Here is a 26743-nt window from a genome sequence, read left to right as displayed (position 1 = left end):
GTGATTAGAATCTACAACACCCTGAGTCAGCAGAAGGAAGAGTTCAAACCTATAGAACCCGGGAAGGTTCGCATGTATGTCTGTGGTATGACGGTGTACGACTACTGTCATCTTGGGCATGCGAGGGTGTTGGTAGCCTTTGATGTGATCACGCGGTATTTACGTCACAGCGGGTACGACGTTCACTACGTGCGCAACATCACCGATATAGACGACAAGATCCTCCGTCGCGCTGACGAGAATGGTGAAATCTATAGTGATCTCACCAAGCGCATGATCAAGGCCATGCACGAGGATGAGGCCAAACTCGGTGTTCTGTCACCGACAGAAGAGCCGTGCGCTACCGAGTACATTAACGAAATTGTGGCGATGATCCACAAGCTGGTCACCAGCGGCCATGCCTATGCCGCAGATAACGGTGACGTGTACTTTTCGGTGGAGTCCTACCCGGACTACGGCAAGCTCAGCAAGAAAAAGCTCGAGGATCTGGTGGCCGGCGCCCGGGTGGATGTTCAGGAAGCCAAGCGCAGCCCGGCGGACTTTGTGCTGTGGAAAGCCGCCAAGCCCGGTGAGGTGAGTTGGCCCTCGCCATGGGGTGACGGCCGGCCGGGCTGGCATATTGAGTGTTCAGCCATGTCGAACCGCTGCCTGGGCGAGACCTTCGATATCCATGGTGGCGGGCCAGACCTTCTGTTTCCGCACCATGAGAACGAAATTGCCCAGTCCGAGTGTGCCAACGGGCATACCTTTGTGAACACCTGGATGCACGCGGGTGCCATTCGGGTGAACAAGGAGAAAATGTCCAAGTCCCTGGGCAATTTCTTCACCATCCGCGAGATCTTTGAGAAGTATGCGCCGGAAGTGGTGCGTTACTTCCTGGTTTCCAGCCATTACCGCAGCCAGGTGGATTACTCGGAAGAGAATCTGGCGGAAGCGGGGCGAACGCTCACCAAGCTTTATCATGCCCTGCGCGGCCTGGTGCCGGCCAAGGATGTGGCAGAAACCGAACATGACCGGCGCTTCGCCGAAGCCATGGACGATGACTTCAATACCGCCGGCGCCATCGCGGTGCTCCATGCTGTGGCTAATGAGATCAATCAGAATCGCCGTGAAGGGCATGACAAGGAGGCCAATGAACAGGCAGCGGTGCTTGTTAGGCTTGGCAGCGTTCTCGGGCTGTTGCAGCAGGACCCTGAAGCCTTCTTCCAGGCCGATACCGGGGGAGAGCTCAGTGCCGACGACATTGAGGCCATGATCCAGGCCAGGGCCGATGCGCGGAAGCAGAAGGATTTCGCAGAAGCGGACCGTATCCGCGATGAACTGGTGGACAAAGGCATTATTCTTGATGACAGCCGTGAGGGAACCAGCTGGCGCCGTGGATGAGATAATCCATAGGTCGGGTTGTAGGCGCAGGAATGACCTTGTAGGGAATTTCCCGTACAATACGGCCCTCGAATTATAACGGCCCTTCCGGGGAAACCCGCCGTAAGGGCAGGGAATACAGTAACCCACTGAGGCAAACAACGATGACAGAACGCGTACAAGTCGGCGGCCTTCAGGTCGCAAAGAACCTGTTCGATTTCGTTAATAATGAAGCGATTCCGGGCACCGGTGTCGACGCTGACAAGTTCTGGGGCGAGTTCGACAAGATCGTTCACGAACTGGCGCCCCGCAACAAAGAACTGCTTGTCAAGCGCGATGCCATCCAGGAAAAGATGGACACATGGAACCGCGACCATAAAGGTCAGAAGCTCGACATGGCCGAGTACAAGTCGTTCCTGAAAGACATCGGCTACCTGGTCGACGAGCCGGGTGACTTCAAGATTTCCACCTCGAACGTGGACCCCGAAGTGGCCACCATGGCCGGTCCCCAGCTTGTGGTTCCGGTAATGAACGCCCGTTTTGCCCTGAACGCTGCCAATGCCCGTTGGGGTAGCCTGTACGATGCGCTTTACGGCACTGATGCCATTTCCGAGGAAGACGGCGCCGAGAAGGGCCGTGGCTACAATCCGGTACGTGGCGCCAAGGTTATCGAGTTCGCCCGCAATCTGCTGGACAGTTCTGCACCATTGGCTTCCGGTAGCCATAAGGATGCCGCGCAGTACCTGGTTGAGGGCGGCAAGCTGGTGGTCAAGCTGCAGAACGGCGAATCCACTGGCCTGAAAGACGAGGCTGGTTTCGTTGGTTATACCGGGGCAGCGGACGCACCCACCGGCGTGCTGTTGGTCAAGAACGGCATGCACTTCGAAATCCAGATCGATGCCAGCCACCCGATTGGCAAGGATGACGGTGCCCACGTCAAAGACGTTCTGATGGAGTCCGCGCTGACCACCATCATGGACTGTGAAGACTCCGTTGCCGCCGTTGATGCAGACGACAAGGCGCTGGCCTATCGTAATTGGCTTGGCCTGATGAAGGGCGACCTTGAGGAGACCTTCGAGAAAGGCGGGCAGCAGATGACCCGCAAGATGCACGAGGATCGTACCTACACCAAACCTGCCGGTGGTGAACTGGTACTGAAAGGCCGCAGCCTGATGTTTGTGCGCAATGTCGGCCACCTGATGACCAACCCGGCCATCCTGCTGAAAGATGGCAGCGAAGTGCCTGAAGGTCTGATGGATGGCTTGCTGACTTCGCTGATCGCGATCCATGACCTGAAGGGCACCGGCAAGCTGCAGAACAGCACCACCGGTTCCGTTTACATCGTCAAGCCGAAGATGCATGGCCCGGAAGAAGTGGCGTTCACCAACGAGTTCTTTGGTCGCGTGGAAGATGCCCTGGGCCTGCCGGCCTTCACTCTGAAAGTCGGCATTATGGACGAGGAGCGCCGTACAACGGTGAACCTCAAGTCCTGTATCCATGCCGCCAAAGAGCGTGCCGTGTTTATCAATACCGGCTTCCTTGATCGCACCGGTGACGAAATTCACACCTCCATGGAGCTGGGACCGTTTATTCGCAAGGGGCCGATGAAGCAGGCTGCGTGGATTCAGGCCTACGAGCAGTGGAACGTAGACATTGGCCTGGAAACCGGTTTTCGTGGCGTTGCCCAGATCGGCAAGGGCATGTGGGCCATGCCTGACCTGATGGCTGGCATGCTCGAAGCCAAGATTGGCCACCCGAAGGCTGGTGCCAATACTGCCTGGGTTCCATCGCCAACCGCAGCCACACTGCACGCTACTCATTATCATCAGGTCAATGTTGCCGATATCCAGAAAGAACTGGAAAGCCGCACCCGCGCCAACCTGGACGACATCCTGACTGTTCCGGTTATGGAAGACCCGAAGTCGCTGTCGGCGGAAGAGATCCAGCAGGAGCTGGACAACAACGCCCAGGGAATCCTCGGTTACGTGGTACGCTGGATCGACAGTGGCGTCGGTTGCTCCAAGGTGCCCGACATCAATGATGTGGGCCTGATGGAAGACCGTGCCACGCTGCGTATTGCGTCGCAGCTCCTCACCAACTGGCTCTATCATGGTATCTGCACCGAAGATCAGATCCACGAGACCATGAAGCGCATGGCTGCGGTGGTAGATCGCCAGAATGCCAACGACCCGTCCTACCGTGCCATGGCGCCTGAGTTCGATGACAGCATCGCCTTCCAGGCCGCCATGGACCTGGTGCTCAAGGGCCGCGAGCAGCCGAATGGCTATACTGAGCCGCTTCTGCACGCCTATCGCCTGAAGGCGAAAGAGAAGTACGGGCAGTAAGCGTCCGGCCATCAAAAAACCCCGCAATTGCGGGGTTTTTTGTGGGTGGAAGTTCTGGAGTGGCTCGCTTTTGTCGGATTACGGCTTCGCCTAATCCGACCTACATGTGAAAACTCCCGGGTACCCGCCCGTAGGTCGGATTAGGCGAAGCCGTAATCCGACAACCCAGCTCAATCCTTATGCAGCTCATTCGCCGCATACAGGGTATTCTGCAACAACGTCGCAATAGTCATCGGCCCCACGCCCCCCGGAACCGGCGTAATGTACGCCGCCCGTTCTGAAGCAGCCGCAAAATCAACGTCGCCGCGCAGTTTGCCGTCTTCCATCCGGTTGATGCCAACGTCAATCACGGTCGCCCCGGGCTTGACCCATTCGCCTTTGATCAGCCCCGGCTTGCCAACAGCAGCAATCAGGATGTCCGCTTCCCTGACGAACTTTTCCAGGTCCTCGGTAAAGCGGTGGCATACCGTAACGGTGGCACCCTTCAGTAGCAGTTCCATGGTCATGGGGCGTCCAACGATATTTGACGCACCCACTATAACCGCGTGCTGGCCCTTGTACGGGGTGTCAATGCTGTCCAGCAGGGTGATGACGCCAGCTGGTGTGCAGGGCCTCAGAGCGGGCTTGCGTTGCACCAGGCGGCCAATGTTGTAGGGGTGGAAGCCATCCACGTCCTTATCCGGGCGGATTTTTATCAGGATCGGGTCGGCGTCCATATGAGCCGGGAGCGGAAGCTGCACCAGTATGCCGTCCACATCAGGGTTTTCATTGAGTTCGTCAACCAGCGCTTCCAGCGCCTCCTGCGAGGTATCTTCCGGCAGGTCGTAGGAGAGCGACATGATGCCCGCCTCATCACAGGCCTTGCGCTTGTTGCCTACATAAACGTGCGAGGCCGGGTCGTTGCCTACCAGCACCACGGCCAGACCCGGAGCGCGAAGCCCCTGGTGTTTCCGGGCTTCAGTGCCTGCCGCTACCTGCTGTCGAACCGTGGCGGCGATTTCTTTTCCGTTAATCAGTTTGGCGCTCATGTCTTTGTCTTGTCGGTTGTGCGAAAATAAAGGCGTCGCATTGTCTCATGCTTGGGGCCTGCCGCCAATCGGTGAGGAAAAAGCCCAAATGCGTGTTGACGGACGGGTCCGGCGCCGGTAATATGCGCGCCAACTTTGCTGAGGTTACTGTTGTTCAGTTCAGACGGGGTATAGCGCAGTCTGGTAGCGCGCCTGCTTTGGGAGCAGGATGTCGGGAGTTCGAATCTCTCTACCCCGACCACTTTCTGAATATTCAGGTGGGCAGACGGTTTATGCGCCCGTAGCTCAGCTGGATAGAGCACCGGCCTTCTAAGCCGGTGGTCGCAGGTTCGAGTCCTGCCGGGCGCGCCAAACCGCAGACGGTCTGATCCGTCCCGGAGACACCGAATCAGCAAAGTTAGTGTGGAGTATTGGTCGGGCCCTGCCTGACAGTAGTCTTGATGTGGTGGGCGTAGCTCAGTTGGTAGAGCTCAGGATTGTGACTCCTGCGGTCGAGGGTTCGATCCCCTTCGTCCACCCCAATTTTTCCCCAATGATTCACGGTTGATTTCCGCTCCTGCGGAGCTCTACGCTTGTGTTCAAGCCTGTGGATTCGCGCATCGTGTGCGAGCGTGGCGGAACTGGTAGACGCGCTGGATTTAGGTTCCAGTGGGGCAACCCGTGAGAGTTCGAGTCTCTCCGCTCGCACCATTTTTTTCTTGTCAGTTGTTTCCCTTTGTTCTTTCCCTGATCTGTCTGTGACCTGTTCCTGAAAAGAGCCTGCACCGGGTGATTCTCTCAGCATGGCAAACCGTGATAAACTACCCGCTTTTAAATTTGCGTCCTTTTCCGGGAATTCGCCCTGAATCGGATTTTTGGTTTTATTTTCATTCACATACCGAACCTGTAATTTGAGGATCTTCCATGCAAGTGTCTGTTGAAACGACCTCCAACATCGAACGTCGGATGACGATTGGTGTGCCCGCCCAGGAAATCGACCAGGCGGTCCAGAAACGCCTGCAGGAAACCGCACGCACAGTGAAAATGAACGGTTTCCGTCCGGGCAAGGTGCCCATGAGTGTGGTGAAGCGTCGTTTCGGTGACAGCGTCCGCCAGGAAATTGTTGGCGAGGTCATGCGTGACAACTACATCAAGGCGCTGCAGGAGCAGGACATCAATCCGGCGGGCTGGCCGAAGTTCGAACCAAAGACCATGGAAGAGGGCAAAGACCTCGAGTTCGTGGCTATTTTTGAAGTGTTGCCGGAAGTAGAGCTGGGTGATTTCAGCAATATTTCCGTTGAGAAGCCGAAGGCCGAGATTACCGAGAAAGACGTCGACACCATGATCGACAACCTGCGTCGTCAGCAGGCCACCATGAAATCGGTCAAGCGCAAGTCCAAGAACAAGGACGTCGTGCTCATTGATTTCAAAGGTTTCGTTGACGGTGAAGAGTTTGAAGGTGGCGCTGCCGAGAACCACAAGCTGACTCTGGGCTCAGGCCAGATGATTCCCGGCTTCGAGAAGGGCATCGTTGGCGGCAAGGCCGGCGAAGAGCTGGAAATCGAGGTGACCTTCCCGGAGGACTACCAGAACGAAGAGCTGGCGGGCAAGCCGGCGAAATTCGAGATCAAGATTCACGAGGTTCAGGAACCGCAGTTGCCGGAGCTCGATACCGAGTTCTTCAAGAAGTTCGGTATCGACGCTGAAGACGAAGCCGCGTTCCGTGAAGAAGTTCAGAAGAATATGGAGCGGGAGCTCAAGCAGGCTGTCTCCAATAAGGTCAAGAACGACGTTGTTGACGGACTTCTGGAAAGCACTGAGCTGGAAGTGCCCACAGCCCTGGTAGACCAGGAAATTGATCGTCTGCGTCAGGACGCAGTACAGCGTTTTGGCGGCCAGATTGATCCGCAGCAACTGCCGAAAGAGATCTTCGAAGAGCAGGCTCGTCGCCGCGTGAAAACCGGTCTGCTGTTCCAGGAAGTGGTCAAGCAGAATGACCTGAAGGCAGATCCTGCTAAAGTGGATGAAAAGATCCAGGAAATCGCGTCAACGTATGAACAGCCTGAAGAGGTTGTGGCGCACTTCAACAGCAATCCGGAGCAGAAGCAGCAGATCGAATCGTCTGTTCTTGAGGATGCGGTTGTTGATCTGGTGCTGGATAAGGCCCAGGTCAAGGAGAAGAAGCTCAAGTATGAAGAGGCTATTCAGGCCGGCCAGCAGCAGCAAGGTTAAAAACTGTGGGGGCATTCATAATGTCCCTTGCAGGCCTGACAGGGAGAACAGCCGGCACGTCCGGCTGTTTTCATCTTGGCCCGGTGCTGGCAAAGTAACGCAATGCGAAGCCGAGTTATAAAGCTGTGGCGGACACACGCCACTCTATATTGTTCAGAAGGAGTTCACGCGCATCATGACGCAGAAACCAATTGATGGTCCCGCAATGGTTACCAATTCCGGCCTGGTGCCAATCGTTATCGAGCAGACAGCAAGAGGCGAGCGCTCTTTCGATATCTTCTCTCGTCTGCTGAAAGAACGGGTAATCTTTCTGGTGGGTCCGGTCGAGGATCACATGGCGAACCTGATTGTGGCCCAGTTGCTGTTCCTTGAATCGGAGAATCCCGACAAGGACATCCACCTGTACATCAACAGCCCGGGTGGTTCCGTTACCGCCGGTATGTCCATCTACGACACCATGCAGTTTATCAAGCCGGACGTGGCTACCCTGTGTGTCGGCCAGGCCGCCAGTATGGGTGCTTTCCTGTTGGCGGGTGGCGCTGAAGGCAAGCGCGCCTGTCTGCCCAATTCCCGGGTGATGATCCACCAGCCGCTGGGCGGCTACCAGGGCCAGGCGACGGATATCGAGATCCACACCCGCGAGATTCTGAAGATTCGCCACACTCTGAATTCCATCCTCGCCCACCATACCGGGCAGGACATGGAGACCATCGCCAAAGACACGGACCGTGATAATTTTATGGATCCGCAGCAGGCGAAGGACTATGGCCTGATTGATTCTATACTTGATAAGCGTGTACCGAATAAATAATACTGAAGGTAATCGCAACATTCCCTGCCGGCGTATTGAAGTGACTGCGTCGGTAAACCAAGCTCAGAGGTATTTCAATGGCAGATGAAAGAAACGGCAGAGGCGACGATAACGGCAAGTTGCTGTACTGCTCGTTTTGTGGAAAGAGCCAGCATGAAGTCCGTAAGCTCATTGCAGGGCCTTCGGTGTTCATCTGCGACGAGTGCGTCGACCTGTGCAACGATATTATCCGGGAAGAAATCCAGGAAAATGCCCAGGAAGAAGCAAGCGATCGTCTTCCGACACCCGCCGAAATCCGCGATACACTCAACGAGTACGTGATTGGTCAGGATCGAGCCAAAGTGGTGCTTGCTGTAGCGGTGTATAACCACTACAAGCGCTTGCGTTATGGCGAAGGCAAGGCTGAGGTAGAGCTTGGCAAGAGCAACATTCTGCTGATCGGCCCCACCGGCAGCGGTAAGACCCTGCTTGCCGAGACGCTGGCACGCATGCTGAATGTTCCCTTCACCATCGCCGATGCCACCACGCTTACTGAAGCGGGCTATGTCGGTGAGGACGTTGAGAACATCATCCAGAAGCTTCTTCAGAAGTGCGATTACGACGTCGACAAGGCCCAGCGTGGCATTGTGTACATTGACGAAATTGACAAGATTTCCCGTAAGTCTGACAACCCGTCTATTACCCGGGATGTATCCGGTGAAGGCGTGCAGCAGGCCCTGCTCAAGCTGATTGAGGGGACAGTGGCCTCGGTTCCGCCCCAGGGCGGGCGCAAGCACCCGCAACAGGAATTCCTGCAGGTGGACACCGGCAATATGCTGTTCATATGCGGTGGTGCTTTCGCGGGTCTGGACAAGGTGATCCAGGAGCGTTCTGATCGAAGCAGTATCGGGTTTTCGGCAACCGTAAAAGGCCCCGAAGACGTCAAGAACACCGGTGACATCATCAAGGACGTGGAAACGGAAGATCTGGTCAAATATGGCCTGATTCCCGAGTTTGTCGGCCGCCTGCCGGTTGTGGCGACCCTGACGGAACTGGACGAGGAAGCGCTTGTCCAGATTCTGACCGAGCCCAAGAACGCTCTCACCAAGCAGTACCAGAAACTGTTTGATATGGAAGGCGTGGAGCTCGACTTCCGTGAGGACGCGCTGCGCGCGGTAGCCCGTAAGGCCATGGCGCGGAAAACCGGCGCCCGGGGCTTGCGCTCCATCATGGAAGCAACACTGCTGGACACCATGTATCAGATTCCGTCTGAGCATGACGTTTCCAAGGTGGTCATTGACGAGAGTGTCATCAACGGTCAGTCCGAACCGTTCAAAATCTATGACAGTAGTGATCACGCCAAGGCGGTTCCTGAGGACTGAGTGTCCGGGCTGTTCACATGGAAAAAGGGCGGCGACGCCCTTTTTTTATGCCCGGAGTACACCGGCAGGACCCGTATTCGAACTGTAAAAAGATTGCAATTTTTGCGGTCGCCCCAATGAAGGGTGATATGCTGAAATAAATATCATCAGAGGATTTTCTATGACCCTGATACCTGAAGAATCTGTGCAAGAATACCCGTTGTTGCCGCTGAGAGACGTGGTGGTGTTCCCGCACATGGTGGTGCCGCTGTTTGTGGGCCGTGAAAAGTCCATACAGGCGTTGGAAGCGGCCATGGAGGGCAACAAGGAAATCCTGCTGGTTGCCCAGAGAGATGCTTCCACAGACGAACCCGGTCCCGATGACGTATTTGCCATGGGCACCGTGGCCACGGTACTGCAAATGCTCCGGCTGCCGGACGGAACCGTCAAGGTTCTGGTGGAAGGCAATGCCCGTGCAACCATCACCAACATTGACGACGGTGAATACCTGGCCGGCAAGGCCATGCTGATGGACGAGGATTCCCTGCCGGCACGGGAAGAGGAAGTGCTGGTCAAAACCCTGATGGATGAGTTCGAGAAGTACGTCAAACTCTCCAGGAAGGTGCCATCGGAAGTTTCCAATGCACTCACCGGTATCACCGAACTTGAGCGTCTGGCCGATACCATGGCGGCTCACCTTGAACTGAAAATTCCCGAGAAGCAGGAGCTGCTGGAAGCGCTGGAAATCCGTCAGCGTGTGGACCTGTTGCTGGGCAAGCTCGATGGCGAGATCGACCTGATCGAGGTTGAGAAGCGCATCCGTGGCCGCGTCAAGAAGCAAATGGAGCGCAGCCAGCGGGAGTATTACCTCAACGAACAGATGAAGGCCATCCAGAAGGAAATGGGTAGCCTGGGTGAAGGCAACAACGACTTCGAAGAGCTCGAGCAGAAGCTGGAAGAAGCCGGCCTGCCGGAAGAAGCCCGCAAGAAGACTGAAGCGGAGCTTAACAAGCTCAAGATGATGTCTCCGATGTCGGCAGAGGCCACGGTGGTACGTGGCTACATTGACTGGATGCTGGCCATTCCCTGGAAGAAGCGCAGCCGCGTTCGCCACGACATCGAGAAAGCCCGTGACATTCTGGATGAAGATCACTACGGCCTGGATGAGGTCAAGAAACGTATCCTGGAGTATCTGGCAGTCCAGAGCCGGGTGAAAAAGGTAAAAGGCCCTGTGCTGTGTCTGGTAGGTCCCCCTGGTGTGGGAAAAACCTCCCTGGGGCAGTCCATTGCCCGTGCCACCAACCGCAAGTACACCCGCATGGCACTCGGTGGCGTGCGCGATGAAGCGGAAATCCGCGGTCACCGCAAGACCTACATCGGGGCGCTGCCGGGCAAGCTGTTGCAGAAGCTGTCCAAGGTGGGCGTGAAGAACCCGCTGTTCCTGTTTGATGAAATCGACAAGATGGGTATGGACCACCGTGGCGACCCGGCGTCGGCACTGCTGGAAGTGCTGGATCCGGAGCAGAACCACACCTTCAACGACCATTACCTGGAAGTGGACTACGACCTCTCGGACGTGATGTTCGTGTGCACGTCGAACTCCATGGACATTCCGCCGGCCCTGCTGGACCGCATGGAAATCATCCGTATTCCGGGGTACACCGAAGACGAGAAGGTCAATATTGCGCTCAAGTACCTGTTGCCGAAACAGATCAAGGCCAATGGCCTGCGCAAGAACGAACTGGAAATACCGCAGGAAACACTCCGCGACCTGATTCGCTACTACACCCGTGAGGCGGGCGTACGTGGCCTGGAGCGGGAGATCGCCAAGCTCTGCCGCAAGGTGGTGCGTGATCACGTAGAAAGTGGCGATAAGGCCTCTGTGACCCTCACGCCGGAGATGCTCGAGGATTACTCGGGTGTGAAGAAATTCAAATATGGTCTGGCCGAGGAGAAGAACCAGGTCGGGCAGGTAACCGGTCTGGCCTGGACCCAGGTCGGTGGCGAACTGCTGACCCTGGAATGTGCATTAACCAAGGGCAAGGGCAGGGTCATCAAGACCGGCTCCCTGGGTGATGTCATGCAGGAGTCAATTCAGGCCGCATTGACGGTGGTCAGAAGCCGAGCGCTTGGCCTGGGTATCAGTGACGATTTCCATGAAAAGCATGACCTTCACGTACACGTGCCGGAAGGGGCAACGCCAAAAGATGGTCCCAGCGCCGGTGTTGGCATGTGTACGGCGCTGGTTTCTGCATTGACCCAGATTCCGGTTCGGGCGGACGTGGCCATGACCGGTGAGATCACTCTCAGGGGGCGTGTACTGCCTATCGGTGGGCTCAAGGAAAAGCTGTTGGCGGCTCATCGTGGCGGCATCAAGACCGTGATCATCCCTGATGAAAATGCTCGTGATCTCAAGGAGATACCGGATAACATCAAGGAATCCCTGGAGATCCGGCCGGTCAAGTGGATTGATGAAGTTCTGGACATCGCGCTTGCCTATCCACCGGAACCACTGACCGAAGATTCGTCGTCGAAAAAGGCTTCCGGCACGCCGAGGGATGACGACGGCGAAGCTGCAGAGCGCATAAATACACATTAAACACACGACCTGTTGTTGACATGCGAGAGAGCCCATTGGTATAACTGTTTCGCCGTGAAGCAGCCAATATCAAGGGCTCCCGCGCAGTTAATGCCTATTCCGTACACCGGTTAGTAGCCGCAAGGAATAAAAAAAGTGAAGAATGGAATTCTCTGACCGCTTATGCGATAGTCGGGAACGTCCAGGAAACAACAAACCAACCTATAACATCTTCAACCTGAAATCGAAGGGGTTTAGTGTGAACAAGTCCGAACTGATCGATGCAATTGCAGAATCCGCAGATATCTCCAAAGCCGCCGCTGGCCGTGCTCTGGATGCCATGACCACCTCCATTACCGGCGCCCTCAAAAAAGGCGATCAGGTAACGCTGATTGGTTTTGGTACTTTCTCTGTTAAAGAGCGTGCCGCTCGTACTGGCCGTAACCCGCAGACAGGTGCCGAGATCAAGATCCCGGCCTCCAAAGTGCCTGGGTTCAAGGCAGGTAAGGCCCTGAAAGACGCCGTCAAGTAACGGTAGCTTTCATTTGGCAGCGCCCGGAATGACGGGGGTTGCCGGAGCGGTTGGCCCGGTGGCAATACCGCAGTCAGCCAGCTCCGATGAATTCAAGGCGCATTCCTGAATGAATGCGCCTTTTTACGTTTAGAGACCCTTACAGACATTGATCAGGGATCCGGGAGAAACATGCTTCAAGATATTCGGGATAATGCCCAGGGCACCATTGCCAAAGTTATTATTGGCCTTCTGATTGTTTCACTTTCGATCTGGGGAATGGACGCGATTGTTGGCGGTTTCTCCGGCGAGCCCGAGGTTGCCACAGTCAACGGAGATGATATTACAGAGCGGGAGTTTCTGCGCGTTGTCCAGATTGAAAGCCAGCGCCGCCTGTCGCAAATGGATAATCCGGACCCGTCGCTGCTGGATGAGGACCAGATCCGACAGGACGTGCTGGAGTCGCTGATCCAGGAAAAGGTCCTGACCCAGGATGCCGGGAATCAGGGCTTGGAACTTTCGGGTCAGGACATCGACTCTTTGATCACCCAGATGCCCCAGTTCCAGGTGGACGGTTCCTTCAATCGTGACCGGTTCGTGGCAACGGTCCGGAATATGGGCATGGGCGTTGGCGAGTTCCGGGAAACCATGCGTAAGCAGTACGTGGTAAACCAGATTCGCGCGGGAATAGCCCAGAGCGGCATCGTGGCAAAGGAACACGTAGCCCAGTTGCTGCGCATTCAGAACCAGACACGTGATTTTCGGATGGTGACACTCGCTGAGGACACGGTGAGTGACCAGGTTGAGGTTACAGAGGCCGAGATCGAAGCTTACTACCAGAATAACCAGGACGCGTTCCAGCAGTCTGAAAGAGTCGATGCTCAGTACATTGCCTTGTCACGGGAAACGCTTGCAGAAATGGTCGATGTCAGCGATGACGAACTTCGCGACTATTACCAGGAGCGTTCATCAGAACTTGCCAGGGAGGAGCGCCGTGCAGCCCACATCCTGATTGAAGATGGTGAAGACGCCGAGGAAACCATTTCGACCATTCAGGAGCGGCTCTCAGCAGGAGAGGATTTCTCAGAACTGGCGGAAGAATATTCCGTGGATACCGTTTCGGCTGAAGAGGGTGGTGATCTTGGCTTTGCCGGGCGAGGAGTATATGACGAAGCCTTCGAAGAAGCGCTGTTCCAGCTCGAGAAGGGAGAAGTCTCTGAGCCGGTTTCCACGAGCTTCGGTATCCACCTGATCAAGTTGCTGGATGTGCAGAAGTCCGAAGTACCACCTCTGGAGGAGCTGGAAGACGAGCTTCGCAGGGAGCTCGCTCGCAGCAAGGCTGAAGAACGCTTTGCCGAAGTTCGCACGGAACTTGCTGATCTGGCTTATGCCGCTGACGATCTGGATGGTCCGGCGCAGGATCTTGGCCTGGAAGTGCGAGAGAAGAGCAATATTACCCGTGACGGTGGCGAGGCGCCATTTGATCACCAGGGGTTGGTGCGCCAGTTGTTCTCGGAAGATGTTCTGCAGGATGGCTTCAATACCGAACTGATTGATGTCGGCGATAATATGTCAGTGGTTGCCAGGGTGGCCCACTACCAGGAAGCCCAACAACAACCTCTGGACGAAGTGTCTGACGAGATCCGTGCGGCACTGACCCGCCAGAAGACCCGCGAAGCGCTGGACCAACGCGCAGAAGCCATTATCTCGGAGCTGGAATCCGGCAAGGATCTTCAGGAGATGGGCATCGGGGAATGGCAGTCCTATGACGACCAGCCGCGAAACAACCCCACTGTGGGTGGTGCTGTCATGTCCAGAGTATTTTCTCTCCAGCGGCCTGAAGGTGACGAAGAGGTCTATGGCTCGGTCATGTCCGATAACGGCGTGGCAATTATTGCCCTTGAAGCCGTCAATGAAGGGAACGTAAACCGCGAGGGGGCCGAGTTCAGCCAGCTACGCACTTTCCTGGCTTCCCTGGAAGGCCAGCGAGAGTATCAGGCATACCAGCAGTACCTTCGGGAGCGCGCTGAAGTAGAGCGCCAGTAAACAAAAAGGCACCCGTCAAAGGGTGCCTCGGTATTGCGCTGAGTTGGGCCCGGGGTATACCCCGGGCCTTTCAGTTTGCCTCTTCAATATAGATTTCCGGTGTCTCTCCCCGAACGTCAAAGTAAAACCCATAAGTAGCGGTTTCCGGCGGGGTGAAGCGGAAGTTCTCGAACACGGCCGAACAGTTGGCTTTCACCGGTTCGTTCAGTGTCACGTCCTTGTCTTCCTCGGAGAGGTACCCGCAGTTGGTGCCGGATGACCAGTTAGCATCGCCGAACTTGAACTCGTAGGGCTGACCGTCAGCCTTGAGCTCAACTTCCGTTCGATACAGGCCATTCTCCACCTGCTTGACCTTGTACTCCGGCAGTGCATCCCACCAGGCAAATTGGCCCCGCAGGTACAGCGAGTCACTGTAATCTCTTCCGCCGGACGTGGCGCAACCGGCGGTGATCGCCAGCACAGAAGCCATTGTCAGTGTTGTGAGTTTCTTGTTCATGGTTTTCTCCTTTATGGCCGCAATAGTGCGACTATCTGCTGAACACAGCGACGGACAGTGCCGGTACCGTAAAGGTACCGTTCACTGCTACTGCGTTATTGCCCGGCGAGGTATCAGCCATGATGGTGAAGATGTCATTCAGGCTGGTGTCCAGGGACTGTTCTGAGCCGGTGCTGTTGATGACGACCACTATTTGCTCGACATCACTGTCCAGGTCAGCCAGCCCGTTGTCCGGGCCGTCATGCAGGCTGAACAGGATCACGCCCGGTAGCTGGTCTGGCCCGGTGTTGTGGAAGTCCAGACGTTCGCTGATGTCGACAGCCGTTTGCAGTCGGAACAGCTCGCTTTTGCTGCGAACCGACAGCAGATTCTGCACTTGCTCCCGGGTGTAAACGATCTCGCTGGCCGTGGGGCTGGTCTCGAACTGGCCGATGATCTCCGTAATCAGGTCCCAGTTGGCGCCGTCCTTGTCCTGCCTGGGCAGACCGCGGTTCCAGGCAGTTTCCTGGTAGCTGAAGTCCACTTCGTTGAACCAGTCACCGGAGTCGTAGCTGTCGCGTTCCATGGATTTGGAGCGCAGCAGCTCCGAGCCCATATGAATGAACGGAATGCCCTGGCTGAGAATGGGCACTGACAGACCGACGACCTGCATCTGTGCGCGCTCCTGAGGTGTGGTGGCAAAATCCGCCTTGTACTGGTTGTTATCCCAGAGTGTCTGGTTGTCGTGCTTGGAGACGTAATTGACGATTTCCTGGGGATCGCTGGTATAACCGGCGTTCTGGCCGTTGTAGTCGATCTCGGCACCGCTCCGGGTGGAACCATCTGCGGTCACCAGGTCGTAGTCACGAAGGCTGCCGGCGATGCCAATGCGGATCCAGTCGCTGACTTGCAACAACCGCTCTTTTTCCGCATCACTGCCGCTGTTGCGGTCATTGGGTATGCTGAACAGGCCATTGGCAAAACCCTGGTTGGCTCGCAGGGCGTCACCGACGTCGAACGGGCCGCCGCCGCGCACGGCATCGCGCAATCGATCATTGAACGAGCCAATACCGCTGCCTGCCATGTTGGCCTGGATGGCATTGGTGCCACGGGCGTTGTTGGCTACCTCACCAAAGTTCCACGCCTCACCGTAGAAGTAGGTGTCCGGGTCGACCGCTTTTACCGCAGCCAGTGCCTTTTCCATATTGGACAGCATATGGTGCCCCATCAGGTCGAAGCGGAAACCGGAGATGCTGTACTCGGAGGTCCAGGTGACCAGGGAGTCAATCATCAGCTTTTCCATCATCCGGTGTTCGGAGGCCGTGTTTTCACAGCATGTGGACTGCTCAACCATGCCTGTCTCCGGGTTCTGGCGGTGATAGTAGCCGGGCACCAGCTTGTCCAGTACCGACTTGTCGGCAAGGCCAGAGGCGTTGGTGTGGTTGTAAACCACGTCCAACACCACATTCAGACCCAGGGTGGTGGCCGACTGCACCATCCGGCGGAATTCCAGTATCCGGGTTACACCATCGGCATCGGAGGCATAGCTGCCCTCGGGAACCGTGTAATGAACCGGGTCATAGCCCCAGTTGAAGCTGTCCAGGCCACGAAAAGTACCGTACAGGGCCTGGGCATCGCCGGTCGTGGGGTCGAATGATTCCAGTACCGTGCGGATGGTGTTGCCGCTGGTGCAATAGTTTGCATAGGCTTCTGCCGCCTCGTCTGACAGGTCACAAAGCCTGCTGAAATCGTCGTCTATGTTCACGACCTCCGCCGGGTCTTCGTTAATGGTGGCAATATCAAAGGTCGGCAGCAGGTGGAGGTGGGTGATGCCGGCATTGGCCATGGCACCAAGGTGGGCCATGCCATCGCTCAAGGTTTCGGTGAATGCGGCATACTTGCCTTGATTGCCCGCAGGCACCGTTTCATCCGTGGCACTGAAATCCCGAATATGGGTTTCGTACACCACCACGTCTTCCGGCGCGAGCATGGGTGGCGTGCTCAGAGTGTCCCAGTTGGCGGGCTTGAGGTCGCTGTCAGCCAGGTTGACCACCTGGGCATACACCCCGTTTTCTGACAGGTTGAGGGCGTAAGGGTCCGAGGTCATCGTGGTTTCGATGGCATCGGTGCGAGGATGGAAGACCGTTACCTCGTACTGGTAGAACTTACGGTCAACATCCGCCGTGTTGCCGGTGTGCGTCCAGACGCCGTTGTTTCGCGTCATATCTAACGGGAAGCCACTGACCATGGTGCCGTCGGCGTTGAACACGTGCAGGCGCATATTCCTGGCCGTGGGTGCCCAAACCGCAAAATCGGTATCTGCACCGTTAACCCTGGCACCAAGGTCGCCATCGTAGGCATACAGGTCGTCCAATACACCGGGAATTTGCAGGCGAGTGGCTGATGTCAGTTCGCCGTCTGCGTTGTAGGTACCTGCAACCAGTTGGCTACGCAGCGCCTCAGCCCTGGTCTGCGAGTCGGTATCAACGGAGTAGGCGGGCCAGTCAGCCAGGTGGGGGAATGCCTGTTCCAGCTCCGGCGGCAGTGCTGTGGCGCTCAGGGCAATGGTCGTTCCACCATCAAGGGTCTTGTCGCCGTCATCAACACGGATGCCTGCGTTGGCATCATAGCGAAGCTCAACCCGGGCAGCGTTGCCGCTTCCCGCAAACACCAGAGTATTGCCATCCAGCCAGTGAGCTTTGGCGCCGCTGATGGTCAGTCTCTCGGCTTCAATCGGATCAGGGGACAACAACTCGCTACCACTGAGGGTAAAAATGCGGTTGCCCAGGGCTCCGAAGTGCCAGCGCTTGTCAGTACCACCCAGGTCCTTTTCGTCACCCTTGTGCATGATGAAGTTCATGCAGTCTCCGTCATCGCGCATGGGGATGACATAGTAGGCGCCGTAGGTGTCGTTGACTCCAGTATAGGGGTGCGGATTGCTCCACTCTGTCGGTACTCCCTCGGCCAGCCCATCGCACCCGGATGCTGCGTCGTTCCAGAGGTGTAGGCCCCAGCCGTCGTAATCACCTTCAGGGCGTTTGTAATAGAGGATTGCTTCGTTCTCACCGGGTTCCAGCAGGGCGGTTGAGTCGCCACCTCCGGAATCGTCGGGATCCGAAGGCGAGTTGCTGCTACCGGAGTTGCAACCGACAAGGGCCAGCGAAAGCGCCAGGGCCCAGCCGCCTGCAACCAGTTTATGGTCAGGCATAACGGATATCCTTTTTCCATTGTTGTTGTTCGAAAGGTAACGTGCGCACTGGCAACACCGGCGCACAACGTCACGGTTTCATGGTTGCGCGAACCCGGGCAGGGCACATCCTTCAGCAGCAGACTTTTGCAGGCGTAGTTCGTGGGGAGTATGGGGAGTAGAAAAAAGGGGAGTGCCCACAAAAAAGGGCCGGCTTTAAAGCCGGCCCAAAGAGGTCCAACGAGAGAGTGTGGAGTTTAGAGCCTTACCACCAGGCTTCGATCTGGGCACCGACCTGGATGTCGCCATCGATGCCTTCGCCGCCACGGGCATTCTCGGCTTCGTCACCGAAGAAGGTTGCCGCGTAGGCGCGAATAACCGGGCGCGCCCAGTAGCCCGGGCCGGCCTGCCACTGCTGCGCCACTGCGAATTTGCCCAGGTCCTGGGACTCTGCGAACCAGGGGCGGTCGGTGTCGCTGTAGCCCACCTCAATGGCGGTACTCATGACCGGTGACCAGTTATAGGTCGGGCGGGCCACAATGCTCAGGCGCTCACCATCTTTGGCAGCCGGATCGTGTGACTCGGCCTCTTCATAGACCACTGAGTGACCAAGTTCCCAGTCACCGCCCAGTTTGATAACGCCGTGGTTCAGAATGCGCCAGCTGGACTCGAAGTAGCCTGCCACGTTGGCGTTATCAACCCGGCCACCACTGGCATTTTCGGCGTTGGTAAAGCCCATGGAGTCGGCACCGTACTGGAGCGCAAACTTGTTGAAGCCGCCCATGATGCCGGAAGAGATCTCTGCCATGACGAAATAGCCGTCTTCATCTTCAATGCCTGCGTCCTGCTGGGCATCGGTGAGATCCGCCATGGCGTAGATGCCAATCAGCTCGAGATTGTGACCGCCTGCAAGCGGGAACGCATAGCGAACATCCATCTTGTTGTTCTGGACAAGATTGTCGCCATCACTGGTGTCTGAGTTGGTGTAGGCGACAGACAGCTGACCGGCGCCCGCCTGGATGTTCTCGATACCGGCACCGTAGCCGGAGTTGCTGAGATAGAACAGGTCGAGATGGTGGATATCCTTACGCTTGTAGAAGCGCTTGCCGGCCCAGAGTGTCGCACCAGGCAGGGATTCGATGACGTTATTGGCAGACACGTAGAGCTGGCGAAGAGCGATATCGCCGCCGCCATAAGGGTCAGAACTGTTGCGTCCGACTTCGTTGCTGTCGAAATCAACGTTGTTGATGTTGTTTCCGCCGTTCAGGGCCTGATAGTCGTTGCCCTGACGATTGGCGCTATAGGCCAGCATGGAGTCAAAACGGAAGGTCTTTCCGTCCTCGCTGAAGAGTTCATCACCCAGGCCCAGCTCTGCGTAGGTGTCGCACTCATCGGCGAGACGGCCAACGTAATGACCGGTAGCACCGCTGCCGAAGCAGGTCTGCTCGCCGCCACTGCCGATGTTGGTTGAAACACCGGCACGGGAGTAACCGTGAAAATCAACTGCAATGGCCGGAGTGGCCATGATGGCTGCTGTCACGGCAGCAGCCAGCGGGAGTTTGTTCGGGAAAAAGCGCTTTTTGTTTTGCATCATCTGTGTCCTGTGCTTTTTGTCTTTTTTGAATGTCAGGGAAGCGGAGTTCCGGACACTCTGCCAGGGGACAGCTTGTTCCGGCTCGGACCTCCGGCTTCCGTGATAGCAGCTTCTGCCAATCAGACATTGGGAAACCGGATTTCATAGTCCTGTAACCGGAAGATGAGTACATCCTCCGCCCTGAAGAAAAAGGGGGGTGAGTTTTCAGGGGGAGGAGGGGCGTAGAAGGATGAGTCAGCAAATCATTGACTTTTCGGGGATGATCCGAGGTTTTGCTACACCGGAAACCGCGTCGGCTTCAGGCTTTCCTTGATCTTTTTCAGGTGGCCCAGGAAGTCTGCGCCGCGTTTCAGGGTGACGCCTGTGGCCAGAATATCGATCACGGTAAGGTGAATAATGCGGGACGACATGGGCATATAGACTTCGGTGTCTTCCGGGGCAGTGACCTCTATAACCACCGTGCAGGCCTCGGCAAGCGGCGATCCGGGCATGGTAATGCCGATCACAGTGGCACCGTTGTTTCTGGCCTGCTGGGCGATCTCCACGGTTTCGCGGGTACGCCCGGTGTAGGAAATCAGTACGATAACATCGCCCGTGGTGCAGCCGGCGGCAACCATGCGCTGCATCAGTGCATCGTCGTAGGACATCACCGGGATATTAAATCGGAAGAACTTGTGCTGGGCATCCATGGCGACGGGGGCAGACCCTCCCATGCCAAAGAAATTGATCTGTTTGGCCTGAATCAGGTAATCAATGGCAGCAGACAGCGCCTTGGGGTCAAGCGCCTGGCGTGCCTTGTCCAGGCTGGCGATGGTGCTCAGCATGATTTTGTCGGCAAACTCTGCCACCGTATCATCGGGCTCTACATTCTGGCCGATGTAGGGAGTTCCAGTGGCTATACTCTGGGCAAGGCGTATTTTGAAATCAGGAAAGCCGGTGGCGGAAAACCCGCGGCAAAACCGGTTGACGGTAGGTTCGCTGACGTCAGCGGCCCGGGCCAGTGCAGCAATGCTGTATCGGGTTGCGGCGCTGGGGTCGCGAAGAATTGCCTCGGCAACCTTGCGCTCGGATTTGTTAAGAGTGTCCAGTCTCAGCTGGATATCTTCGAGCAGATTGTCGTCGCGTTGCGCCTGATTGGCAGCCATTGGAAGTACTCCCTGAATTATCGGCTTTCTTGTCAAAATCCGCGCTGATTATAGCGCGTTTTATGGCAATTTGTGGTAGTAAACGTATCATTAATTGGAAAATATCCTTGGAAAATTTCGTTTCAGGTGTCATTATTTGCATAAAATTACTACATTGATGCCTTGAGTTGTGCAAGCGATGCCGTTCTGCACAAAAAATAAAGAGAGAAGGGAACCGATGGCTGACCCGATAAATACCCGCTGTGACCTGATGATGTTTGGAGCACTGGGCGACCTGGCGCAACGCAAACTCTTTCCCGCCCTTTACCAGTTGGAGCGCGCCGGGTTGCTCCACGAAGGTAGCCGTATTCTTGCCATCGCGAGAAACAAGGCCGACGCCGGTGAAGTTCGCAAGATCCTTTTTGACAAGCTGAAAGAGCATGTGAAAAAAGACGAGTTCGACGCGAGCCTGGCAGAACAGTTCCTGCAGCGGGTCGATTACCAGTTTCTCGACTTTACCAACCCCGAGGGGTACAGCGTTCTTAACGATTGGCGCAGCACCGAGTCCAGCAACCTGATCGTCTATATGGCGACCCCGCCGTCAATGTACGGGATTATTGCTCGCAATCTGCGGAGCAATGGCTGTTGCGATCGGGACACAAGAGTAGTGGTTGAGAAGCCGATCGGCCACGACCTGGAATCTTCCAAGGTCATCAATGATGAGCTGGGTGAAGTCTATAACGAGAACCAGCTGTTCCGTATTGATCATTACCTGGGCAAGGAAACGGTTCAGAACCTGATCGCGCTGCGTTTCGCCAATAACCTGTTTGCCTCCCAGTGGGATCAGAACCACATCTCCCACGTGGAGATTTCGGTGGCGGAAAGTGTCGGCATAGAGGGCCGTTGGGGCTATTTCGACAAGGCCGGCCAGGTCCGCGACATGGTGCAGAACCACCTCCTTCAACTGTTGTGCCTGATTGCTATGGATCCGCCTTCAGACCTGTCTGCCGACAGTATCCGTAACGAAAAAGTAAAGGTATTGAAGGCGCTGCGCCGGATAACGCCAGACCTGATGGATACCCACGTGGTACGCGGCCAGTACACGGCAGGCACCAGTGGCGGCAAGCCGGTGCCCGGCTATCTGGAGGAAGAGGGGGCTATCAAGCGTAGCAAAACCGAAACCTTTGTGGCCCTGAAAGCTGAAATTGATAACTGGCGCTGGTCCGGCGTGCCTTTCTATATCCGTACGGGCAAGCGTCTGCCGGAGAAGCTGTCGCAGATTATCATTCACTTCAAGCCGGCTCCCCACTACATCTTTGATCCGGACCAGAAACACCTGGCCAACAACAAACTCATTATCCGCCTGCAGCCGGACGAGGGCATGTCCTTGCAGATCCTTACCAAGGATCAGGGGCTGGACAAAGGCATGCGTTTACGCCAGGGGCCACTGGAACTGACCTTCTCGGAAACCTTTGAAACGGATCGTATTCCTGATGCCTATGAACGACTGCTGTGGGAGGTCATGAAAGGCAACCAGTACCTGTTTGTCCGTCGTGACGAAGTGGAACACGCCTGGCAATGGGTCGATCAGATCATGCGCAACTGGGACGACAGCGGGCAGCCACCGAAGCGATACGCTGCCGGTACCTGGGGCCCGGTTGCCTCTATTGCCATGATTACCCGGGATGGGAGGAGCTGGTATGAAGATGCATGACCTGAATCTGCCGGATGCGGTGGATGCGCACTTTTTTGATACCCCTGGCGATGCCGCGCTGGCACTGGCAGATGCCGTTGCCAAACACCTTGCTGAACGGCTGTTGATCGCGCCCCGGGCCAGCCTTGTGGTGTCTGGGGGCTCCACGCCGCTGCCGTTCTTTGAGGCATTGCGAGAAAAACCGCTGGACTGGGCAAGAGTCGATGTATTGCTGGCGGATGAACGCTGGGTACCGGAAGACGATGACGACAGTAATACTCGACTGGTCAAGGAAAACCTGCTTCAGGGGCCGGCATCGGAAGCGAATTACCTGTCGCTCAAACGGCCCGGTGATACCCCGGCTGATGGCCTCGCAGCTGTGGAAAGGGCGCTTGCCGACCTTCATCTGCCACTGGATGTGCTGATTCTGGGCATGGGCAATGATGGCCATACCGCCTCCCTGTTTCCGGACGCGCCCGAGCTGGATGAGGCGCTTGATACCGATTCGGCCGCTATCGTGGCGCCGATGACACCGCCTTCCCAGCCCCGGAAACGCATTACGCTGACCCTGAGGGCGCTGAATCAGGCAGGTTTCACGGCGTTGCACCTGAAAGGCGATGACAAGCTGAAAACCCTGCAGGCTGCCTGCAGTGACATCTCGCAGGTCAAGGAAATGCCCATCCGCGCCTTCCTCAAGCCCGGCCTGCAGATTTTCTGGAGCGCCTGAGCGTCGCTGGCGACTGAATTGTTTTACCGGAGAAAATTATGAACCAATTGTCTGACTTTCACCGCGAGCGTGTCCGGTCGGTGCTGAGTGCCTCGCCTTTGATACCGGTGATCACCATTAACGATCCGGATCAGGCATTGCCGTTATGCAAGGCCCTGGTTGATGGCGGCATCCGCGTTCTGGAAATTACCCTGCGCACGCCCTATGGCGTCAAAGCCATCGAGCAGGTAAGAAAAGCCATCCCGGATGCCTGGGTGGGTGCGGGCACGGTCACCAGCATTGCCCAGTATCGCCAGGTAGAAGCCGCCGGCGCCCAGTTCGTGATTACGCCGGGCGTCACCGAGTCCATCCTGGAGTTTGGTGTCACGTCTGAGGCCCCGTTACTGCCTGGCATCGCGACCATTTCCGAACTGATGGTGGGCTACAATCTGGGCTACCGGGAGTTCAAGTTCTTCCCGGCGGAAGTCTCTGGCGGCATCCCGGCCCTGAAAGCCTTCTCCGGTCCTTTCCCGGACGTCACCTTTTGCCCGACAGGCGGCATACGTCGGAACACTGCCAAGGACTATCTGGCGCTGGACAACGTGGCTGCCGTTGGTGGTACCTGGTTGACGCCGGGTGATGCCGTTTCCGCGGGCGACTGGGATCAGATTTCCGAGATTGTCCGCGGGAGTCTCGCTGACCTGTGAGTTATCTGCGGGTTGTAGCCTGAAATATCGGGGCGTTCGCGGTTGGTGGTAGGGTCGTTCGGGAAACGCTACGAGCACCTCCCTGTGCGCTTGGAATTGGCCATCCATGGCCAATTACATTCCCGAACGACCCTACCACCAACCGCTTGATCTGACCCTGATGATAACGCCTTTGGTGCTTCACTAATAAATGTAGGTCGGATTAGCGAAGCGTAATCCGACGTTGTGTTTCGTATCGTTGCCATTTGTCGGATTACGCTTCGCTAATCCGACCTACGGTAAATGCAGCAGCCGGGCGATATCAGATAGGTTAAAACAGAGGCTGCGGGGCGGGGTGTCCCAAAATGTAATTGGCCATGGATGGCCAATTCCAAGCGCACATGGACGTGCTCGTAGCGGTTTTGGGACACCCCGCCCCGCAGCCTCCCAGCACCAAACTAGAAGGCTACAAGGGAAGACACCTCCCAATTAACAGAAAATCAGCGAATATCCGCCCCAACACGAACAATCTTCATGGTATTGGTGCCACCCTGAGCATTAACATAATCGCCCTTGGTGATGACAACCAGGTCTCCCTCCTTGACGACACCCATCCGAACCAGCTCAGCCACCGCACGGGAGTTTGTCTGTTCGGGCGGAATCGCTGCCGAATCAAACGGCACTGTCTGTACACCACGGAACAGCGTCACCCGATGCTGGGTAGAATGATGGCGGGAGAAGGTAAAAATCGGCAGGCTCGATTTGATGCGGGACATCAGCAGGGGAGTGGCGCCGGTTTCTGACATGCAGATGATCGACGTGACACCCTCCAGATGATTGGCCGCATACATGGCAGACAGGGCAATGGCCTCGTCCACATGCTCCATGCTTTCGTGAATGCGGTGTTTTGACTGGTGCATCGAAGGCTGCTTTTCCGCACCGATACAGATGCGCACCATCGCCTCCACGGCTTCTTTCGGATAGTCGCCAACGGCGGTTTCCGCAGACAGCATTACCGCGTCGGTGTAGTCCATGACCGCGTTGGCCACGTCAGAAACCTCTGCCCGGGTAGGCATCGGGTTTTCGATCATGGATTCCATCATCTGGGTGGCCGTAATGACTACGGTGTTGAGTGCGCGGGCGCGGTTGATGATGTGTTTCTGTACACCCACCAGCTCGGCGTCGCCGATTTCCACGGCCAGGTCGCCGCGAGCAACCATCACCGCATCGGAGGCATCAATCACCGCGTCCAGGGCTGCGTTGTTATGGGCCAGTTCCGCGCGCTCGATCTTGGCAACCAGGCGGGCTTCCGAGCCGGCTTCTTTCAGCAGGCGGCGGGCAACGTGCATGTCTTCGGCGGTGCGTACGAAAGACACGGCCACATAATCGGCGCCAAGGCGGGCGGCGGTTTTGATGTCCTGTTTGTCTTTCTCGGTCAGCGCTTCGGCAGAAAGGCCGCCGCCACGCTTGTTCAGGCCCTTGTTGTTGGACAGGGGGCCACCGATAAGAACGCGGGAAGAGATGCTGGTGCCGTCGACGGTTTCGACTTCCATCTCGATGCGGCCATCGTCCAGCACCAGGATGTCGCCCGGTTTCACGTCTTGGATCAGCTGCTCGTAATCAATGCCAACCCGCTCCTCATTGCCGGCTTCCTTGTCCATGGCGGCGTCCAGGATGAACTGCTGGCCGGCCTTGAGGGTGACCTTGTTCTCAGAGAAACGTGCAATACGCAGCTTGGGACCTTGCAGGTCGGCCAGCAGGGCCACGAAGCGGCCATTGGCGGCGGCGCATTCACGCACCCGGCGGGCGCGTTCCATGTGATCTTCGGCGCTGCCGTGAGAGAAGTTCAGTCGAGTTACATCTACGCCTGCGGCAATAATGGCCGACAGTGATTCCGGCGAGTCGGTGGCGGGGCCGAGGGTGGCGACGATCTTGGTACGCCTAAGCATGGTTGCTGTTTCCTTTTGTTTTCCAGTGGAGCTTTCCGGTGATTGCCGATGATTGCCTGGTGGGAGGCCCGTGTTACTGGCTCGCCTTTTCCATCAGTGCGGCGGCATTATCGAGCATCCGGTTCGAGAAGCCCCATTCATTATCGTACCAGGCCATGACTTTTGCATGACGGCCCATGGCCCGAGTGTGGTTAGCGTCGAAAATGCTGGACAGGGCATTGTGGTTGAAGTCAACGCTGACCAGTTTTTCAGAATTGTAACCCAGTACCGGGCTGTTTTCCGCGGCGGCCCTGACGACTTCGTTGATTTCCTCTACTGTCGTGTCACGGCTGGCAATAAAGCCGAAATCTACCAGCGACACGTTGATAGTAGGAACCCTGACCGCCAGTCCGTCAAATTTTCCGGCCAGTTCCGGGATCACCTTGCCGATCGCTGCTGCAGCGCCGGTCTTGGTGGGGATCATCGATTGCGTGGCCGAACGTGCACGATACAGGTCCGAGTGATAGACGTCGCTCAGCTTCTGATCGTTGGTGTAGGAGTGGATGGTCGTCATCAGCCCGCTTTCGATGCCGATCTTGTCGTGCAGTGCTTTGACCACCGGCGCCAGGCAGTTGGTGGTGCAGGAGGCGTTGGAGATGATGTCGTGTTCGGCAGTCAGGATGTTGTCGTTGACACCGTAAACCACCATGGCGTCTGCATCCGGGGAAGGCGCAGAGATGATGACCTTGCGGGCGCCCGCCTTGAGGTGGCCTTCGGCTTTATCACGGGAAGTGAACAGGCCGGTACACTCGAACACCACATCCACGTGATAGTCTTTCCAGGGCAGCTCTTCCGGGTTGCGGATGGCGGTGATGGCGATGCGGTCGCCATTGACAGAGAGGGACTCGGAATCGTGGTTTACAATGCCCGTGAAGCGACCGTGAACACTGTCGTATTTGAGCAGGTGGGCGTTGGTCTCAGCGTCGCCCAGATCGTTGATGGCGACAACCTGCATCTGGTCGCGGTAGTCATTTTCGTAAAGTGCGCGGAGAACATTGCGGCCAATGCGCCCGAAGCCGTTAATTGCGATGCGAATAGTCATGTTCTGGCTCCAAATC

General features: G+C 56.6%; 18 protein-coding genes and 4 tRNA genes. 15 read left to right on the top strand and 7 right to left on the bottom strand.

The genetic code is table 11. The features are described from left to right. Together cysS and FDP08_RS04625 are read left to right on the top strand one after the other, a co-directional pair. Window positions 1-1383 carry a cysteine--tRNA ligase gene (gene cysS, locus FDP08_RS04630; protein WP_137434840.1) on the top strand — a complete coding sequence of 461 codons (1383 nt, stop codon included), beginning with the start codon at window positions 1-3 and terminating at the stop codon, window positions 1381-1383. 143 nt (window positions 1384-1526) lie between these two features. After that, entirely contained in the window at window positions 1527-3707 is a 2181-nt protein-coding gene (locus FDP08_RS04625) for a malate synthase G (RefSeq protein WP_137434839.1), read from the top strand. A gap of 170 nt (window positions 3708-3877) precedes the next feature. On the opposite strand, the gene folD is transcribed toward FDP08_RS04625, so the two are convergent. Beyond that, window positions 3878-4735: a bifunctional methylenetetrahydrofolate dehydrogenase/methenyltetrahydrofolate cyclohydrolase FolD gene (gene folD, locus FDP08_RS04620; protein ID WP_137434838.1), complete on the bottom strand. Its 858-nt coding sequence runs from the start codon at window positions 4733-4735 to the stop codon at window positions 3878-3880. A 164-nt stretch (window positions 4736-4899) separates the two neighbouring features. Between folD and FDP08_RS04615 the strand changes: the two genes are divergently transcribed. From FDP08_RS04615 to FDP08_RS04570, 10 genes are all read left to right on the top strand, one after another. After that, window positions 4900-4976: transfer RNA gene (locus tag FDP08_RS04615), tRNA-Pro, on the top strand. Between the two features lie 33 nt (window positions 4977-5009). Further along, window positions 5010-5086 (top strand) — tRNA-Arg (locus tag FDP08_RS04610). Between the two features lie 94 nt (window positions 5087-5180). After that, window positions 5181-5256 (top strand) — tRNA-His (locus FDP08_RS04605). 84 nt (window positions 5257-5340) lie between these two features. Continuing rightward, a tRNA-Leu gene (locus FDP08_RS04600) sits at window positions 5341-5425 on the top strand. A gap of 213 nt (window positions 5426-5638) precedes the next feature. Then, window positions 5639-6946, top strand: coding sequence for a trigger factor (tig, locus tag FDP08_RS04595; protein ID WP_137434837.1), 1308 nt, complete (start codon window positions 5639-5641; stop codon window positions 6944-6946). A 175-nt stretch (window positions 6947-7121) separates the two neighbouring features. Further along, a complete protein-coding gene (gene clpP, locus FDP08_RS04590) occupies window positions 7122-7757 on the top strand; it encodes an ATP-dependent Clp endopeptidase proteolytic subunit ClpP (RefSeq protein ID WP_137434836.1) in 636 nt (211 codons plus the stop codon). 77 nt (window positions 7758-7834) lie between these two features. Next, entirely contained in the window at window positions 7835-9118 is a 1284-nt protein-coding gene (gene clpX, locus FDP08_RS04585) for an ATP-dependent Clp protease ATP-binding subunit ClpX (protein ID WP_137434835.1), read from the top strand. Between the two features lie 160 nt (window positions 9119-9278). Beyond that, complete coding sequence (gene lon, locus FDP08_RS04580; protein ID WP_137434834.1) at window positions 9279-11696, top strand: endopeptidase La; 2418 nt, start codon at window positions 9279-9281, stop codon at window positions 11694-11696. Between the two features lie 238 nt (window positions 11697-11934). Next, window positions 11935-12207, top strand: a complete 273-nt coding sequence (locus FDP08_RS04575) for an HU family DNA-binding protein (RefSeq protein WP_027832426.1) — start codon at window positions 11935-11937, stop codon at window positions 12205-12207. A 171-nt stretch (window positions 12208-12378) separates the two neighbouring features. After that, on the top strand, window positions 12379-14232 hold the full coding sequence (locus FDP08_RS04570) for a SurA N-terminal domain-containing protein (protein WP_137434833.1): 1854 nt from the start codon (window positions 12379-12381) through the stop codon (window positions 14230-14232). Between the two features lie 70 nt (window positions 14233-14302). On the opposite strand, the gene FDP08_RS04565 is transcribed toward FDP08_RS04570, so the two are convergent. From FDP08_RS04565 to FDP08_RS04550, 4 genes are all read right to left on the bottom strand, one after another. Continuing rightward, window positions 14303-14728, bottom strand: coding sequence for an early set domain-containing protein (locus FDP08_RS04565; protein ID WP_137434832.1), 426 nt, complete (start codon window positions 14726-14728; stop codon window positions 14303-14305). A 31-nt stretch (window positions 14729-14759) separates the two neighbouring features. Continuing rightward, complete coding sequence (gene pulA, locus FDP08_RS04560) at window positions 14760-17915, bottom strand: pullulanase-type alpha-1,6-glucosidase (protein WP_137434831.1); 3156 nt, start codon at window positions 17913-17915, stop codon at window positions 14760-14762. Between the two features lie 244 nt (window positions 17916-18159). Next, window positions 18160-19485 carry a maltoporin LamB gene (gene lamB, locus FDP08_RS04555; protein ID WP_137434830.1) on the bottom strand — a complete coding sequence of 442 codons (1326 nt, stop codon included), beginning with the start codon at window positions 19483-19485 and terminating at the stop codon, window positions 18160-18162. 278 nt (window positions 19486-19763) lie between these two features. Next, window positions 19764-20633 carry a MurR/RpiR family transcriptional regulator gene (locus tag FDP08_RS04550; protein WP_137434829.1) on the bottom strand — a complete coding sequence of 290 codons (870 nt, stop codon included), beginning with the start codon at window positions 20631-20633 and terminating at the stop codon, window positions 19764-19766. Window positions 20634-20850: 217 nt separating this feature from the next. Here FDP08_RS04550 and zwf point away from each other — a divergent pair, with 217 nt between their 5' ends. From zwf to FDP08_RS04535, 3 genes are read left to right on the top strand one after another with little or no spacing between them, the layout of a single operon-like run. Further along, window positions 20851-22326: a glucose-6-phosphate dehydrogenase gene (gene zwf, locus FDP08_RS04545; RefSeq protein WP_137434828.1), complete on the top strand. Its 1476-nt coding sequence runs from the start codon at window positions 20851-20853 to the stop codon at window positions 22324-22326. Beyond that, the gene (gene pgl / locus FDP08_RS04540; protein ID WP_427901839.1) at window positions 22313-23032 is read left to right on the top strand and encodes a 6-phosphogluconolactonase; all 720 of its coding nucleotides are present in this window, start codon (window positions 22313-22315) and stop codon (window positions 23030-23032) included. The genes zwf and pgl overlap by 14 nt, the downstream gene beginning before the upstream one ends. Window positions 23033-23070: 38 nt before the next feature. Beyond that, window positions 23071-23718 carry a bifunctional 4-hydroxy-2-oxoglutarate aldolase/2-dehydro-3-deoxy-phosphogluconate aldolase gene (locus tag FDP08_RS04535; protein ID WP_137434827.1) on the top strand — a complete coding sequence of 216 codons (648 nt, stop codon included), beginning with the start codon at window positions 23071-23073 and terminating at the stop codon, window positions 23716-23718. A 479-nt stretch (window positions 23719-24197) separates the two neighbouring features. On the opposite strand, the gene pyk is transcribed toward FDP08_RS04535, so the two are convergent. Beyond that, window positions 24198-25646, bottom strand: a complete 1449-nt coding sequence (pyk, locus tag FDP08_RS04530) for a pyruvate kinase (RefSeq protein WP_137434826.1) — start codon at window positions 25644-25646, stop codon at window positions 24198-24200. 73 nt (window positions 25647-25719) lie between these two features. Continuing rightward, window positions 25720-26727, bottom strand: coding sequence for a type I glyceraldehyde-3-phosphate dehydrogenase (gap, locus tag FDP08_RS04525; RefSeq protein WP_137434825.1), 1008 nt, complete (start codon window positions 26725-26727; stop codon window positions 25720-25722). Between the last annotated feature and the right edge of the window lie 16 nt (window positions 26728-26743).

This window comes from Marinobacter panjinensis, assembly GCF_005298175.1.
Classification (GTDB): Bacteria; Pseudomonadota; Gammaproteobacteria; order Pseudomonadales; family Oleiphilaceae; genus Marinobacter; species Marinobacter panjinensis.
The sequence above is the reverse complement of the archived record's forward strand: the minus strand, read 5'-3'. Positions and strand labels throughout refer to the sequence as shown.